This is a genomic window from Neptunicoccus cionae (assembly GCF_002860325.1).
Taxonomy (GTDB): Bacteria; Pseudomonadota; Alphaproteobacteria; order Rhodobacterales; family Rhodobacteraceae; genus Amylibacter; species Amylibacter lutimaris.
Genome location: NZ_PKOJ01000002.1, coordinates 238,984 through 252,769, shown reverse-complemented (window position 1 = coordinate 252,769; position 13,786 = coordinate 238,984). Strand labels below are relative to the sequence as shown.

At 55.9% G+C, this 13,786-nt stretch carries 18 protein-coding genes; 9 read left to right on the top strand and 9 right to left on the bottom strand.

Translation table 11 applies throughout. The features are described 5' to 3' along the window. Positions 1-11: 11 nt before the first annotated feature. Positions 12-311, top strand: coding sequence for a DUF7742 family protein (locus tag C0U40_RS20460; protein WP_101655071.1), 300 nt, complete (start codon positions 12-14; stop codon positions 309-311). A gap of 129 nt (positions 312-440) precedes the next feature. Further along, positions 441-1,247, top strand: a complete 807-nt coding sequence (gene cysE / locus C0U40_RS07120) for a serine O-acetyltransferase (RefSeq protein ID WP_101655420.1) — start codon at positions 441-443, stop codon at positions 1,245-1,247. Positions 1,248-1,312: 65 nt separating this feature from the next. Here cysE and C0U40_RS07115 read toward each other — a convergent pair whose 3' ends face one another. Next, positions 1,313-1,864 (bottom strand): peptidoglycan-binding domain-containing protein, encoded by a 552-nt coding sequence (locus tag C0U40_RS07115; protein ID WP_101655070.1) that lies wholly within the window; start codon positions 1,862-1,864, stop codon positions 1,313-1,315. Between the two features lie 61 nt (positions 1,865-1,925). Further along, positions 1,926-2,318, bottom strand: a complete 393-nt coding sequence (locus tag C0U40_RS07110) for an OB-fold nucleic acid binding domain-containing protein (protein WP_101655069.1) — start codon at positions 2,316-2,318, stop codon at positions 1,926-1,928. Positions 2,319-2,437: 119 nt separating this feature from the next. Here C0U40_RS07110 and C0U40_RS07105 point away from each other — a divergent pair, with 119 nt between their 5' ends. Further along, positions 2,438-2,761, top strand: coding sequence for a 2Fe-2S iron-sulfur cluster-binding protein (locus tag C0U40_RS07105; RefSeq protein ID WP_101655068.1), 324 nt, complete (start codon positions 2,438-2,440; stop codon positions 2,759-2,761). After that, positions 2,758-3,513, top strand: a complete 756-nt coding sequence (locus C0U40_RS07100; RefSeq protein WP_101655067.1) for an FG-GAP repeat domain-containing protein — start codon at positions 2,758-2,760, stop codon at positions 3,511-3,513. The genes C0U40_RS07105 and C0U40_RS07100 overlap by 4 nt, the downstream gene beginning before the upstream one ends. Here C0U40_RS07100 and C0U40_RS07095 read toward each other — a convergent pair. The 4 genes from C0U40_RS07095 to ilvC all read right to left on the bottom strand — a co-directional run bounded on the left by C0U40_RS07095 (position 3,510) and on the right by ilvC (position 7,754). Continuing rightward, the gene (locus C0U40_RS07095) at positions 3,510-4,424 is read right to left on the bottom strand and encodes a DMT family transporter (RefSeq protein ID WP_101655066.1); all 915 of its coding nucleotides are present in this window, start codon (positions 4,422-4,424) and stop codon (positions 3,510-3,512) included. The two genes, C0U40_RS07100 and C0U40_RS07095, sit on opposite strands and share 4 nt — an antisense overlap. Before the next feature lie 158 nt (positions 4,425-4,582). Further along, the gene (locus C0U40_RS07090; RefSeq protein WP_101655065.1) at positions 4,583-5,470 is read right to left on the bottom strand and encodes a LysR family transcriptional regulator; all 888 of its coding nucleotides are present in this window, start codon (positions 5,468-5,470) and stop codon (positions 4,583-4,585) included. Positions 5,471-5,708: 238 nt separating this feature from the next. Further along, positions 5,709-6,626 (bottom strand): DMT family transporter, encoded by a 918-nt coding sequence (locus C0U40_RS07085; RefSeq protein WP_101655064.1) that lies wholly within the window; start codon positions 6,624-6,626, stop codon positions 5,709-5,711. 105 nt (positions 6,627-6,731) lie between these two features. After that, positions 6,732-7,754: a ketol-acid reductoisomerase gene (gene ilvC, locus C0U40_RS07080; RefSeq protein WP_101655419.1), complete on the bottom strand. Its 1,023-nt coding sequence runs from the start codon at positions 7,752-7,754 to the stop codon at positions 6,732-6,734. Between the two features lie 129 nt (positions 7,755-7,883). Here ilvC and C0U40_RS07075 point away from each other — a divergent pair, with 129 nt between their 5' ends. Next, positions 7,884-8,345, top strand: a complete 462-nt coding sequence (locus C0U40_RS07075) for an Lrp/AsnC family transcriptional regulator (RefSeq protein ID WP_101655063.1) — start codon at positions 7,884-7,886, stop codon at positions 8,343-8,345. Then, the gene (locus C0U40_RS07070; protein WP_101655062.1) at positions 8,342-8,797 is read left to right on the top strand and encodes an Lrp/AsnC family transcriptional regulator; all 456 of its coding nucleotides are present in this window, start codon (positions 8,342-8,344) and stop codon (positions 8,795-8,797) included. Before C0U40_RS07075 ends, C0U40_RS07070 begins: the two co-directional genes overlap by 4 nt. On the opposite strand, the gene C0U40_RS07065 is transcribed toward C0U40_RS07070, so the two are convergent. After that, entirely contained in the window at positions 8,794-9,033 is a 240-nt protein-coding gene (locus C0U40_RS07065; protein ID WP_101655418.1) for a sulfurtransferase TusA family protein, read from the bottom strand. The genes C0U40_RS07070 and C0U40_RS07065 overlap by 4 nt on opposite strands. Before the next feature lie 92 nt (positions 9,034-9,125). Between C0U40_RS07065 and C0U40_RS07060 the strand changes: the two genes are divergently transcribed. The 3 genes from C0U40_RS07060 (at position 9,126) to C0U40_RS07050 (ending at position 12,575) form a co-directional block, all read left to right on the top strand. After that, the gene (locus tag C0U40_RS07060) at positions 9,126-9,878 is read left to right on the top strand and encodes a cytochrome c biogenesis CcdA family protein (RefSeq protein ID WP_101655061.1); all 753 of its coding nucleotides are present in this window, start codon (positions 9,126-9,128) and stop codon (positions 9,876-9,878) included. Between the two features lie 76 nt (positions 9,879-9,954). Continuing rightward, complete coding sequence (locus C0U40_RS07055) at positions 9,955-11,175, top strand: hypothetical protein (RefSeq protein ID WP_101655060.1); 1,221 nt, start codon at positions 9,955-9,957, stop codon at positions 11,173-11,175. After that, a complete protein-coding gene (locus C0U40_RS07050) occupies positions 11,172-12,575 on the top strand; it encodes a cytochrome P450 (protein ID WP_101655059.1) in 1,404 nt (467 codons plus the stop codon). The genes C0U40_RS07055 and C0U40_RS07050 overlap by 4 nt, the downstream gene beginning before the upstream one ends. Here C0U40_RS07050 and C0U40_RS07045 read toward each other — a convergent pair. Further along, complete coding sequence (locus C0U40_RS07045) at positions 12,523-12,756, bottom strand: ribbon-helix-helix domain-containing protein (protein WP_101655058.1); 234 nt, start codon at positions 12,754-12,756, stop codon at positions 12,523-12,525. The genes C0U40_RS07050 and C0U40_RS07045 overlap by 53 nt on opposite strands. Continuing rightward, positions 12,756-13,712 (bottom strand): Hint domain-containing protein, encoded by a 957-nt coding sequence (locus tag C0U40_RS07040; RefSeq protein WP_101655057.1) that lies wholly within the window; start codon positions 13,710-13,712, stop codon positions 12,756-12,758. The genes C0U40_RS07045 and C0U40_RS07040 overlap by 1 nt, the downstream gene beginning before the upstream one ends. Positions 13,713-13,786: the final 74 nt, after the last annotated feature.

Sequence of the window (13,786 nt, the reverse complement as noted above, 5' to 3'; positions counted from 1 at the left end):
TGGATTGGCTTATGCGGGCTGTGCTCCATCAGGACATCGTAGCGTTGGCCTGTCGTCTGCGCTTCCTTCCAGCGGCAGTGCGCAAACTGGCGGCCGGTCAAATCGTGGCCTGGACTGCTTACGCGGATTGCTATCGCTTGCAAACGGGCCGTGCTCATCCGCTTTTTGGAAACGGAACACTGCAATCGTTCTGCCAGTCCCTGCCCAAAGCGCAAGAAGGGCGTCTAGACGACCCTGATTACGCGGATTGCCTGATCCGCGCTTTAAATGCAGTCCGGGCGTTTCGGAAAGGAGCCGGTAATAAGGGATGATATGGCAGTTCGACGGGCTCCCAGCCTTAACACCCGTTCTTGTGATGATGCCCATCACAAATCCAAAATTGTAATTGACCGGATTGTCGCGTAGGTCTGGGGTAACCAGCTTTTATGCGAGATCAGAAAATGACACAGAATGCCCAGAAAATCGCGGAACTGGATCCGGTTTGGTCCCGTATCCGCACCGATGCAGCGCAAATGGTCGAAGAAGAACCCATTCTCGGCGGGCTTGTCCATTCCGGCGTGTTGCACCACAACTCCCTTGAAAAAGTTCTCAGTTATCGCATGGCGTTGAAAATTTCATCCGATGAAATGCCAACGCAAATTCTGCGTGAACTGATAGACGAGGCCTACGCCAGCGATCCCACCTTAGGTGATGCGGCGCGGGCTGATCTGACAGCCGTATTTGAACGGGACCCCGCCTGCCATCGCCTGATCCAGCCGATCCTTTTCTTCAAAGGTTTTCAGGCGGTTCAGGTGTATCGTGTGGCCCATTGGTTGTGGACGAACAACCGAAAGGGGATGGCCCAGTTTTTCCAGATGCGCTCTTCCGAAGTGTTCGGTGTAGATATTCACCCGGGCGCAGTTGTGGGGCGCGGGATTATGATCGACCACGCCCATTCGATTGTTATCGGTGAAACCGCTGTTGTTGGAGACAACGTTTCCATGCTGCACTCCGTGACACTTGGCGGCACGGGTAAAGCTGACGGAGACCGGCATCCCAAGATTGAAAACGGCGTGTTGATCGGGGCCGGGGCCAAGGTGCTCGGGAATATCCGCATCGGGTATTGCAGCCGGATAGCGGCGGGCTCGGTTGTCTTGCAGGAAATTCCGCCCTGCAAGACCGTGGCGGGCGTTCCGGCCAAGATTGTTGGCGAAGCAGGTTGCTCGCAGCCTTCGCAATCTATGGATCAGCTGCTGAATTACCAGTAGAGCTTCGATCTATAAGTTTTTGAAAGAATAAGTTTTTGGTGAGCGCTCCCGATGGTCGGGGGCGTTTAGTGCTTTATTCCGTCAAAATCGCTGTGGGACACCAGACCGAATTCTTCTGCCGTGGCCTTGGCTACAATAGGCGAGTCGAGATCCAGTTTGCGCTGGTAGAGTTTGACCGCGATCTTGGTTTCTTCATCCATCCACCCGGATAAGGCTCCGGAATAAAACCCCCGTGCTTTGAGTGCCCGCTGCAGGCTTTGCACAAAATTTTCTGTGTATTTATGGGGGCACACTGCCGGAAACCATTGTTCGCTTCGCGGTGTCACGATCCGCTGCATGGTCATGGTTTTAAAGGTGGCCTTGCGAATGACAGTGGTTTCACCGGTTTCCAGATCAACCGCCAGACGCGCAGGTTTGAGCGGAATTTTCTCTGTTACCGTTTCAATGACTGCCGGCGTGAATTCGTGTCCGAAGCAATCGGTCGGTCCGGCATTTTCCGGAAGCATCGCATGGTCGGGATGAGTTAGTTTGGAGACGATTTGCCCGCCTTGCGCGATTGTTGCACCGGTCAGCAAGGCCAGTGCGGTCATGGAAAGGATGTGCCTGTATCGTGCCATCTGCGGCCTCGTTTTTGGTGAAAGTTAGTCAGACCGGCCACTAAAACAAGCGTTTTGTGATTCATCCCCCGTTTTGAGCGGTTTTTGTTGCGGTGATGTCGTTGGGACCGGACAGCCTGTCCAGCAAACCCGAGATATCCTCGATATGCTGGGCAATCACATGCACCACTTGTCCATCTCTCTGGATTCTGCCGGTCACGCGCAAAAGGCGACCGGCAACCACTGCGCGGCGGAAGCGTTGATAGACATTCTGCCAGACAATCACATTGCAAATTCCCGTTTCATCCTCAAGGGTTATGAAAATAACGCCTTTCGCTGTGCCAGGTCTCTGACGCACGAGAACCAGCCCGGCCACACAGATCAAAGCGCCCTGTGGCGGTTCTCCCAGTCGGGCGTGGGGCAAAGCGTAGGGCGGACGGGGCCAGTGTGCGAAATCCTGCATGAGAACAAACATAGAACACATTTGCGAATTATACAATAAACCTGACTATTCAGGTGAAAAGCACTGGCCCTCATTTTTCGCACTGTTACAAAAGGCAGCGAAAGACTCTGACCAGCCAAGGGACCGATAGCATGGCCAAGATCACATATGTTGAACACAACGGGACGAAACATGAAGTGGAGGTCGCAAACGGCCTGACCGTTATGGAAGGTGCACGTGATAACAACATTCCGGGCATCGAAGCGGATTGCGGCGGGGCCTGTGCATGTTCGACCTGTCATGTCTACGTTGACGGTGCTTGGACTGACAAGCTGCCACCCAAGGATGCGATGGAAGAAGACATGCTCGATTTCGCTTGGGAACCGGACGCAGAACGCTCCCGTCTGACCTGCCAGTTGAAGGTGACTGACGATCTGGACGGTCTGGTTGTCCAGATGCCAGAGAAGCAGATTTGATTCTGCGGACGACAGTTATTGCAATGGCCGCCCTTTTGGGCGGCCTTCCTGCTTTTGGTCAGGACCACAGCCTTCCTGCAGAAAAATATTGCCAAGGCGGAACAGCGGAATGTTTTGCAGGTACCAACGCCAGTTATCTTGACCCGACCTCCCGCTATCCCCATGGGGTTCTCGGGGATGACATGGAATGGGGTAGCCTTCTGGTGCAAACGGGCGAGGCGGAGAACAGCTACAAGATCGAGCTGCGTTCAGAGATTTTTGAAGATACCGTCCCCCGCCTTGCCGATTTTGACGGTGACGGAGTTCCCGAAGTTGTCGTCGTCCAGTCCCACCCGCAAAAGGGCGCGCAGCTTGCGATTTACGGAACTGACGGCAAGCGTGCCGCTACACCTTACATAGGTACGCGTTTCCGCTGGCTCGCACCTGCTGGGATCGCGGATTTTGATGGAGACGGGACGCTCGATGTGGCTTACGTCGACCGCCCGCATCTTTACAAAGCACTGCGGATCTGGAGCTATCGGGCAGGCGCACTGGAAGAAATCGCAGTGGTTCCCGATGTGACAAACCACAGAATCGGAGAGACTGAGATTGATGGAGGCCTGCGCTACTGTGATGGCCGGCCGGAAATGATTCTCTCGGATGCGAGCCGGACCACCGTCGTTTCAGTTTATTCCGAAGCAGGCCGGTTTAAAAAAGACACGCTCGGCCCGTATTCTTCTGAAGCCATAGAATCCGCCCTGTCGCGCTGTTAAACCATCCGCCGGAACCGCACCTGACTGATCGCAAGCCCCATTAGGATCAAGGCGAGCGCCCAGACAAAGCGGCCGGGCAGGGGTTCTCCTAACAGGAGCACTCCGAAGACAACCGCCCAGACCGGCACCTGATAATTTACCAAAGACAGAAAGCTCGGTCCGGCTGAATTGATCACTGTAACCAAAACGATTGTTGCCAAAGCGGTCGGGAACAGACCCAAATAGACCACGCCCCAGATTGCCTCCCTTGCGGGGGCATCCGGTATGCCCTCTACCAAGAGCGCCAGTGGCACCATGACCCCGCTTGCGAGCAGGAGAGCGCCGGCTGCAAATCCCATATTGGAGACAGGCGGACACAGGCGGGTGATGATAGAGCCGATGGCATAGCAACAGGCTGCGCCGACACAGGCCAGACGCGCAACGCCTTCCAGATCATTTCCGGAAAGGTCGAAGGCATCAAATCCGATCAGCACAATCGTACCGGCAAACCCGATAAAAAATCCGATCGTCTTGCGCAGGTTTGTCTGCTCTCCCGGTATCAGCATAAACGCCAGTGGCAAAACCAGTAGCGGCACAACCGCCATTGTGATTCCCGCAAAGCCCGAAGAAACATGCAACTGGCCCCAGCTCAGCAAGGTGAAGGGAATGGCGTTTGAAAACAGTGCCATGCCCAAGCAATGCATCCAGATTCGTTTGCTGTTCGGACCTGACCATGCAGGCAACCGCCGCCCCAGCGCATGGATCATGACTGTTAGCGCTACCGCGCCAAGTGCAATCCGGAGAGCGGCAACCGTGAAGGGACCAAACCCCGTCAGGGCGTATTTTGAGCCCATAAACGAAGCCCCCCAGATCATCCCAAGCAAGATCAAAAGGGTCCAGTTCAACAAGCCGCGGTTGTGCTGGGCAGTCATGGTAAAATCCTCCGGTGGAGATTACCCTTAACGCCCTAATCCAGCCAGTGCACCCGTTTTCACCATCCCTTTACAGACGGCTTCAATGTTCGCGAAATACTCACTGCAACCAGCGCAGCGGGACAATCGCCATTGGGCTAAATCCCTGCTGCAGCAAGCTATCGAGACAACTTTTTTGACAGGAAATCTACAAATACCCTGATTTTAGGGGCCAGATTGCGTTTCTCGGCGTAAATCACAGCCACATCCGCATGGGGTTGCACGTATTCCGGCAAGACGCGCACTAATCTGCCAGTCTCCAGATCCTTATCGACGATGAATGTTGACAGTCGCGAGATGCCCAGACCTTTCAGGGTCGCGCGGTAGATCACATCTGCGGAGTTGCCAAAGAAATTTCCGGTCACTTCGATCTTTTGCGGTCCGTCCGGCCCGATCATTTCCCACGTATTTCGTCGCCTGATTTTTGTAACTTGCAGGCAGTTGTGCTGGGCCAGTTCTTCCAGCGTTTCCGGCATCCCGTGCTTGTCCAGATATTCAGGCGCGGCGCAAATAACCCGCTCGTTCGTGAAAATGCGTCGTGCAATCACGTTCGGATTATCCATCTGCTCGGCAAAGCGCACAGCCGCATCAAGGTCTTCTGCTTCAATATCTGCACTGCGGTCGGACAGTTCCAGCTGCAGGGACACTTCGGGATAGAGGTCCAGAAACTCCGGCATCAGGGGAATCAGGCGGGCTTTGCCGAAAGCAACCGAACTGATGACCTTCAGCAATCCGCGCGGTTGTCCTTCAGCTTCATCAACTTCTTCGGTAGCATCGCGTACCAAAGCTGCAATTTCCGCGCATTTTGCGTAGAAATCCCGGCCTGTGTCTGTCAGCAGGATTCCATCTTTGGTGCGGTGCAGTAACCGCGTGTGCATCCGGTCTTCCAGCTGGCTGATCTGTTTGCTGACCGAAGAGGGCGTCCGCCCCAAGCTGCGCGCAGCCCCTGAAAAGCTGCCGCTGTCGACAACTTTTGCAAAAACCACCATTAATCCTGCCGTATCCATGTCTCTTGACCTGTTTCCAAAATGGCAAACCCGTTGTGACAATAACTAGTGTTGTTTTGACGGATGTCCCGCGATATTACTGCATTGCAGCAGAGATTTCTGCGGCGCAGCATAGAGTGAAGGCACCAAACTTCGCAACGCTGAAAATGAATGCAGAATACAAACGCATCTACCTCCTCCCAGATGTTGTTTGTTCTAAGTGGCCCTCCCGTATCCTCCTCCCACGGGAGGGCTATTTTTATTTTCTCCAGAAATCAAGCAACGCACTGCTCTGGCTGATTGCGATTCCCCCAAGTACCAGACCCATACCCGAATACATCGACAGGGTGATTGTTTCTCCTAGCAGCAGTACCCCGAAGATCACCGACCAGACTGGCACCATATAGCTGGTCAGGCTCATGAAAACCGACCCGGCGGATTTGATGATACGGACCCGCATCACAGCGCCCACTGCCGTCGGGATCAGGGCCGCGTAGAGAAGTGCATATCCGGCTGGTGACGCAAGACTTGCCGGTGCGCCTTCCAAGGTTATTGCAATCGGGACCAGTAAGACGGTTCCGACCCAAAGGGTGGCTGCTGCAAAGGCAAGCTGTGGCATCGGCGGACTGCGCCGCGTGATGATAGAACCGACGGCATATGTGGCGGCCGTTCCCACGCAGGCCAGCTGCCCCCAAGTTTCCAGATCTCGGCCTGTAGAAGACAGAGCCTTCGGCCCCATTAAAACTGCCAGACCTATAAAACCGACAATGAAGCCGGCAATCCGTCTCGGCCCGATGCCTTCCTCTTTGGAAAAGATTGCGGCAAGCGGCAGGATCAACAGCGGGACAGCGCCCATGGAAATTCCGGCAAAGGCAGAGGGGACATATTGTTGGCCGAACGCCAAAAGCGCCATGCCTGCCGCAACCGATGTCATCCCGAATGCGCATATGAACAGCCAGCTCCGCAAGCCCTTGATCTGGTGCATCCCCTGACCCGTCATCGCGCCCAAGATGGTGATCGCCAGTGCTGCAATCCCCACACGGCCCGAGGCAACCCACCACGGACCAAATCCGTCAAGCGCGAGCTTGGTGGACAGGAAAGCACCGCCCCAGATTGCACCAAGGGCGATGATGGAAATCCAGTTCACTAGGCCGGGATTTTGCGGGGAAGGGGGCATCTGCTCTCTTTAAAAATTTCAGTTAAAATATGGTAAAGATGAAAGAAAGAAAGGGCACCGCCTGCGATGCCCTTCCTTTAATCGTCAAACACGTAAATCCCGTGTTTAGTTTTTAGCTTTATCAACCATTTTACCAGCAGAGATCCAAGGCATCATGCCGCGCAGGGTTTCGCCCACTTTTTCGATCTGGTGTTCGTCGTTGATGCGACGTGTCGCCTTGAAGGACGGTTGACCAACAGCGTTTTCCAGCATGAAGTCGCGAACGAACTTGCCTGTTTGGATGTCTGTCAGAACGTCTTTCATGCGCTGCTTTGTTTCAGCGTATGGCAGGATGCGTGGACCGGAAACATACTCGCCATACTCCGCAGTGTTGGAGATAGAGTAGTTCATGTTGGCGATGCCGCCTTCATAGATCAGGTCAACGATCAGCTTGGTTTCGTGCAGACACTCGAAATAGGCCATTTCCGGCTCGTATCCGGCTTCAACCAGTGTTTCAAAGCCCATACGGATCAGTTCAACGATACCGCCGCACAGAACTGCTTGCTCACCAAAGAGGTCTGTTTCGCATTCTTCGCGGAAGTTGGTTTCGATGATGCCGGAGCGTCCGCCACCGATGGCGGAACAATAGGACAGGCCGATTTCCAGCGCTTTGCCGGATGCGTTCTGGTCAACAGCCACCAGACAGGGAACACCGCCGCCTTTGGTGAATTCGCCGCGAACTGTGTGGCCCGGACCTTTTGGCGCCATCATGATCACGTCAACACCGGGTTTTGGCTCGATCAGGCCGAAATGCACGTTCAGACCGTGGGCAAAAGCAATCGCTGCGCCGTCTTTCAGGTTGTCGTGAACGTATTCCTTGTATGTTTCAGCCTGCAATTCATCGGGCATTGTGAACATGATCAGGTCGCACCAAGCCGCAGCTTCGGCAATACCCATAACCTTCAGGCCTTCGCCTTCGGCTTTCGCGGCAGAGGCAGAGCCTTCGCGCAGCGCAACAACAACATTCTTCGCACCGGAATCCCGCAGGTTCAGCGCGTGGGCGTGACCTTGGGAGCCATAGCCCAGAATGGCGACTTTCATGTCCTTGATCAGGTTGATGTCGCAATCGCGATCGTAATATACACGCATGATTTTCTCCTCAAACAGCGGTTCTGGGTGCAGAATAGGCATAATTGCGCAAAACGGGGTTCGATTTTGCGGAATAACAGACGTTTTTGGTAATTGTTATTCTGGAGATCTGTCTGTAATGAATTTTTCATGCAGAATGTAGACGATACCGACAGAAAACTGCTGCGACTTATGCAGCATGACCCCGCCGCAAGCACGGCGCAACTGGCTGAACAGGCCGGATTGACCACGGCGTCCTGCTGGCGGCGGATCGAGCGGCTGGAAACAGCGGGCGTTATTCTTGGCCGCGACATCCGCATTGACCCCAAGGCGCTAGGTTACGAAGTCGAGGTTTCCTTGCGGATCACACTCGACAAAACCCAAAGCAATGCCTTTGACGTCTTTATCGCAGAAGCCCGTAAAATCCCCGAAGTGAACGAAATCCAGACCTTTCTGGGCCGTGTAGACGTGCGTCTGAACGTGCTGGCGCGGGATATGGCCCATTATCAGGATATTTACCGCACGCATCTTCTGGCCTTGCCCCATATCGCGGATATCGAGGCTTTGATGCTGATTTCCAACCTCAAGAATTCGGATATCCTGCCGCTATGATGGATCTGGATGATACCGACCGTGCCATTCTGCGCACGCTTCAAAAAGACGGTTCGCTCAATGCGGCGGCTGTGGCCAAGCGGGTCGGCCTGTCCCAACCGGCCTGCTGGCGCCGGATTCGCAAGCTGGAAGACAATGGTGTCATCATAGGCCGCAGCATCCGCCTGAATCAGGAAGCGTTGGGGTTTGGCGTCACCGTTTTTCTAGGCATCAAACTCGCCACACGAGGCCGCGTGAGCGTGGAAGACTTTGAAAGGGCCGTTACCGCCATTCCCGAAGTGCAGGTGGTGCAGCATGTTCTGGGGCTCTATGACTACCGGCTAAAGGTGGTCGCCCGTGACATTGCGGATTTTGAAAGGGTGTTGCGCCGTCGGATTATGACATTGCCGGGGGCCGGGGCAGTGGATTCCAATGTCTTGTTAAGCGAGGAAACAAGCCCGCTACTGCTTTAACCTTTGGCGATCAGGTAAATTTGCACAATGCCGTTCGCGCCGGTTTCCTCGTGACTGGCCACCAGTTTGTGGCCCTGTTCAGCGCAGAAATGGGGCATGTCGATCACAGCCGCGGGATCATCCGCCCGCACCCTAAGGACCTGCCCCGATTGCAACGCCAGCAGGCGTTTGCGCGCCTTCAGGACGGGCAGGGGGCAGAGCAATCCGGTTGCGTCAACTTCGGCATCAAAGGTCATAACCGCCAGATAATCCGCTTTGTTGCAAAAGTCCACGCAAGCGTGATCAAATGATTGATGACGCAAGCCTGCCGTTCGCGTAGAGCAGGGGTATGTTTGGTATTGATGTCATAGACGCAGCCCTGCTGCCCTCGCTTCTCGTCGCGCTGCTGGCCGGTGTGATTTCCTTTCTCAGCCCCTGCGTCCTGCCGATTGTTCCGCCCTACATCGCTTATATGGGCGGAATTTCCATGGCGGATATGACCGAAGGCACCAAATCACGCCGCCCTGTCATTACGGCTGCAATTTTCTTTGCCCTTGGCCTGTCCACCGTCTTTATCTTCCTTGGCTTTACGTCATCCTTGCTGGGGCAGATGTTTTTGCAGAACCAGCGGGCTTTTGGCATCGTGGCCGGTGCCGTTATCATCCTGTTCGGTCTGCATTTCATCGGATTGATCCGCCTGCCGTTCCTCTATCGGGAGGCACGGATTGATGCGGGGGATCAGGGCGGCAGCGCGTTTGGCGCCTATATCCTTGGCCTGGCCTTCGCCTTTGGCTGGACACCCTGCATCGGCCCGATCCTCGGGGCGATCCTGTCGGTCGCCGCGCAAGACGGCTCTATCGCGCGGGGCACCACGCTGATGGCTTTCTATGCGCTTGGTCTTGGCCTGCCGTTTATCCTTGCTGCCATCTACATTAACCGCGCTGTTGTGATTATGAACCGGTTCAAACGTCATATGGCTTTGATCGAAAAGATTATGGGCGCTTTGTTAATCGGTGTCGGTCTGATGCTTGTCTTTGATCTCTTCTCGGTGTTTTCTTACTGGCTGCTTGAAACCTTCCCCGCTTTGGCACGCATCGGATAAATGCCTTATTATTGCTGGATTTTCCGACTATAGTAGGCAGACTTCCGTCGTGATTTAGCAGTATCAGGTTTTCAAAATGCCCGAAGAGGCACAGCACAGCGTCCGGACACGCCAGTTATTCTATATCCCCGGCTACGATCCCGTGCCGCCTCGCCGCTATCGCGAGCTTTACCGCAAGGAAGGCGCAGAGCAGGCAGCAATATCCGGCTATTCCCTTGAAATGAAGCCCAAGTCCAAGGGAGCCAAGAATTTCGGCTGGGGGATCAGCGCAGAAATCGACGGGCAGAAAACGGAAACACAAGCGGAGATTCTTTTCTGGGCGGACATCGTCCAAAGCTCGATGGACCAGAATATTCCCCGAACCTATCTGCTGCTGCTGTCAACTGCATGGGAGTATATCGGCTCCGGTGCCTTGTTTGGTCTTATGAAACTGCGGATCGGTCCCGTTTTGGCCGCGCTGTACCCTGTGGCGATGCTGTTGGTGCAACTGCTGCTGGCGCTGGCTCTGGGGGGCGCGGCCTTTTACCTGTCAGCGCTTTATCTGCATTGGGGGGCTGGCGTGGTGCTGGGCGCGGCGATCGTTTGTGGTGTTCTGGTCTGGTTCAAACGTAAGGATGCGAAGCTTTTCGCCTATTACCTGATGCACGATTACGGCTACTCCGCCCGCTATAAAGGGGAAAACCCGCCAGAGCTAGAGGCGCGGATGGCCGAATTTACCGACCGGATTGCACAGGCTATGCGGTCTGACGTGGATGAAGTCCTCGTGGTCGGCCATTCCTCCGGTGCGCACCTTGCGGTCAGCATCCTTGCGGATCTGCTGCGTCAGGGCAGGGTGCCTGCCAATGGTCCGTGCCTCGGCTTGCTGACATTGGGGCAGGTGATCCCGATGGTCAGCTTCCTGCGAAACGCATCGCGGTTACGGGCCGATCTGAATTACCTCTGCCAGCAAAACCGCCTGTCATGGGTGGATGTCTCTGCCCCCGGTGACGGGGCGACCTTTGCGCTCTGCGATCCGGTGGCCGTGTCAGGCGTGGCCCCTGAAACCGGCCAGTTGCACCCTTTGGTCCTTTCAGCGGCCTTCACGCAAACCCTGTCAGAGGCCAAACGAAAAGAGCTCCACCGCCGTTTTTTCCGCCTTCACTTCCAGTATCTCTGTGCCTTCGATCTGCCCAAAGATTACGACTATTTCAAAATCACCGCAGGACCGCAGTTTCTGGGGGACCGTTTTGCCCATCGCAGTCATTCGCCCTCGCGCATTGCCCGTGCCGTGAACCCCCACACAAGCCAGTCTACATGACCGATTACACCCCCCCGAAACCCGCATCGCGGCCCGAAAAAGTCTCGCTTTGGCAGCATATCCAACTGTTCCGGAAAGATATTTTCGCCAGCCAGCCCGAACGGCTCTACCGTGCATGGATGGCAGAATTTCGCATGCCATTCTTTCGCAGCTATTTCGTGAACCAGCCGGAACTGGTGAAAACCGTGCTGAACGAACGTCCCGACGATTTCCCGAAATCGGAGATCATTCGCGGTGCGCTTTACTCGCTTTTGGGGGATGGGGTTTTTGTCTCGAACGGAGAGAAGTGGAAGCGTCAACGGCGTATCATCGACCCTGCTTTCGAAGGGGGGCGGCTTCGCGATGTGTTCCCTTCGATGCGGGATGCGGGCCATGACGCGGTGGCGCGTCTGACGCCGCTTGCAACTGGTGCTCCGGTAGAGGTTGAAGCGCAGACTTCCAAGCTGGCGGCCGATGTTATATTCCGCACCCTGTTTTCCATCCCGATCACCGACGATGACGCCAGCAGTGTGTTTGAAAACTTCCGCGATTATCAACGCACCCAGCCCCTGATGAATGTGGCGAGCTTTTTTAAGATGCCTCGCTGGATGCCCGCTTTCCAGCGCAGCAGCACCAAGGAAACCAGCGCAAAGATCCGCGCTCTGCTGACCAAGCTCACGGACGAGCGCACAGCCCAGATTGCCGCTGGCACGGCTCCTGAAGATCTGGCCACCAAGATCATGACCACCGCCGACCCCCTGACGGGCGAGAAATTCAGCGGCGCGGAAATGGTGGATCAGGTGGCGATCTTCTTTCTCGCAGGGCATGAAACCTCCGCCTCGGCGCTGGCGTGGACGCTTTACCTGCTGGCAATGGACGCAGATGCCCAAGATCGCGTCGCAGCCGAGGCCAGAGCGGCCAGTGCAGAGGGTGATTTCACCTTCAAGAACCTGTCAAAAATGCCCTTCACCCGCAACGTCTTCCGCGAAGCGCTGCGGCTTTATCCCCCTGTGCCCATGATGGTGCGAGAGAACCTAAGACCAGAGACCTTTCGCAAGCGCAGTATCAAGGTTGGCAGCCAGATCGTGATTTCCCCGTGGCATCTGGGCCGCCATCAGCGGTTCTGGGACAAGCCGGATGTGTTCGATCCGGACCGTTGGGATAGGCCGGAAACCAAAACCCCTGCGCGCGAGGCATACATCCCGTTTTCATCGGGGCCTCGGGTCTGTACCGGTGCTGGGTTTGCTATGGTCGAAGGGGTGTTACTGCTGGCGATGCTGGTCAAATCTTTCCGGTTCGATCCTGTCGCGGGCAAAATTCCCGTGCCTGCCGCTCATCTGACCGTTCGCGCGCAGGACGGCATTCACCTTAGTCTAACGCGCCGTGATCCCGGTACCAGCGGAACACAAACAGGCGGATAGCTGAAGCCAGACCGCAGTCTATCCCCCGCTCGGCATCAATCCGCGCCGCCAGCGCGTTGAGCGCAACGCCCTCTGACTGTGCAATGGCACGAAACCCGTCCCAGAACTCCTGCTCCAGCGAAACGCTGGTGCGGTGACCTTTCAATGACAGGGAGTGTTTGCGCGGGCGGTCATACGCCATCACGCAGCAAGGATCTGTTTGAGCCTGCTTGGCAACAGGGGCCGTGCGCTTGGACCATAAAGCAGCGGATGCTCTGAAAGTTCCGGCATGATCTCGAAGATTCCGGCCCGTCCTTCCGGTGTCAGGGACATCAAGCCGTTGGGGCAGGGATAGAAGCTCTCTGCGGGAATGCCATCGGCGAAAACGATTTGGTGCTCGTCAAACAACAGATGAATGTAGCGGGTGTCCTTCGGGGCAGGGTCCAGCAGGATCGTGCTGTCGCTTGCCAGAACCGAAGCGGGGGCAAGGATGCCTCCCGATCCGAAAACTTTGGTGATTTCGGGTGTTTCCAGCACCATCCGGTGCTTCTGGGATACGCGGATGTCATTTGACGGCAAACCCGGCCCAAAGGCGTCGCGGCGGATCAGTACGGGGCAGAGGTGCGGTGCAGCGTCGATGCGCGCGCGGGAAACGTCACGCGACCCGATCCAGCGAACCGGTTGCAAACCGTTGTCCACGGTGTGGACCAGATCCCCGACTTGCAGGTGTTCTATCGGGAGATCGCCAAAGGCTGTCAGTATCCGGCAGCCCTGTGTAAAGCAGACCATACCGTCTGCCGCAAAAGCAGCTGTTTCACTGCTCTTTGATATCTCGCAAATCGCCTCGCCCCGTGCGACGTAGCCTTTGGTCAGTATTATGCGGGGCGGGCTGGGCTTGCCATCCTGCCGTCGGAGTTCAGCAAATTCCACCCGTCGCTGGTCACGGCGGTCCGGATTGACGGTGCCGCCCCAGACGAAACCCTGATCCGCGCCACAAATGCGGTAGTCCACACCTTCGATCTGGCAACCAGCTTGCGGAGCAACGGAATTCAAAAAAGTATCGGAGGCAACGGAAAGGTGTCCGGTGCCTTGTTTCAAGATTGTGCAATCAAGGTCCGCCCCGGGGCGACCCAGAGTTTCGTAAAACGTGATGTTCACATCACACCTGTCTGTTCGGGATGCCGTCCCCGCCTCGTCGCGGGGACGTTATCGCCTGCCTCATGTCTGCCCAG

Coding starts and splice junctions, on each gene's coding strand:
- C0U40_RS20460 (WP_101655071.1), top strand. CDS start 12: ATGCGGGCTGTGCTCCATCAGGACATCGTAGCGTTGGCCTGTCGTCTG.
- cysE (WP_101655420.1), top strand. CDS start 441: ATGACACAGAATGCCCAGAAAATCGCGGAACTGGATCCGGTTTGGTCC.
- C0U40_RS07115 (WP_101655070.1), bottom strand. CDS start 1,864: ATGGCACGATACAGGCACATCCTTTCCATGACCGCACTGGCCTTGCTG.
- C0U40_RS07110 (WP_101655069.1), bottom strand. CDS start 2,318: ATGTTTGTTCTCATGCAGGATTTCGCACACTGGCCCCGTCCGCCCTAC.
- C0U40_RS07105 (WP_101655068.1), top strand. CDS start 2,438: ATGGCCAAGATCACATATGTTGAACACAACGGGACGAAACATGAAGTG.
- C0U40_RS07095 (WP_101655066.1), bottom strand. CDS start 4,424: ATGACTGCCCAGCACAACCGCGGCTTGTTGAACTGGACCCTTTTGATC.
- C0U40_RS07090 (WP_101655065.1), bottom strand. CDS start 5,470: ATGGATACGGCAGGATTAATGGTGGTTTTTGCAAAAGTTGTCGACAGC.
- C0U40_RS07085 (WP_101655064.1), bottom strand. CDS start 6,626: ATGCCCCCTTCCCCGCAAAATCCCGGCCTAGTGAACTGGATTTCCATC.
- ilvC (WP_101655419.1), bottom strand. CDS start 7,754: ATGCGTGTATATTACGATCGCGATTGCGACATCAACCTGATCAAGGAC.
- C0U40_RS07075 (WP_101655063.1), top strand. CDS start 7,884: ATGCAGAATGTAGACGATACCGACAGAAAACTGCTGCGACTTATGCAG.
- C0U40_RS07070 (WP_101655062.1), top strand. CDS start 8,342: ATGATGGATCTGGATGATACCGACCGTGCCATTCTGCGCACGCTTCAA.
- C0U40_RS07065 (WP_101655418.1), bottom strand. CDS start 9,033: ATGACCTTTGATGCCGAAGTTGACGCAACCGGATTGCTCTGCCCCCTG.
- C0U40_RS07060 (WP_101655061.1), top strand. CDS start 9,126: ATGTTTGGTATTGATGTCATAGACGCAGCCCTGCTGCCCTCGCTTCTC.
- C0U40_RS07055 (WP_101655060.1), top strand. CDS start 9,955: ATGCCCGAAGAGGCACAGCACAGCGTCCGGACACGCCAGTTATTCTAT.
- C0U40_RS07050 (WP_101655059.1), top strand. CDS start 11,172: ATGACCGATTACACCCCCCCGAAACCCGCATCGCGGCCCGAAAAAGTC.
- C0U40_RS07045 (WP_101655058.1), bottom strand. CDS start 12,756: ATGGCGTATGACCGCCCGCGCAAACACTCCCTGTCATTGAAAGGTCAC.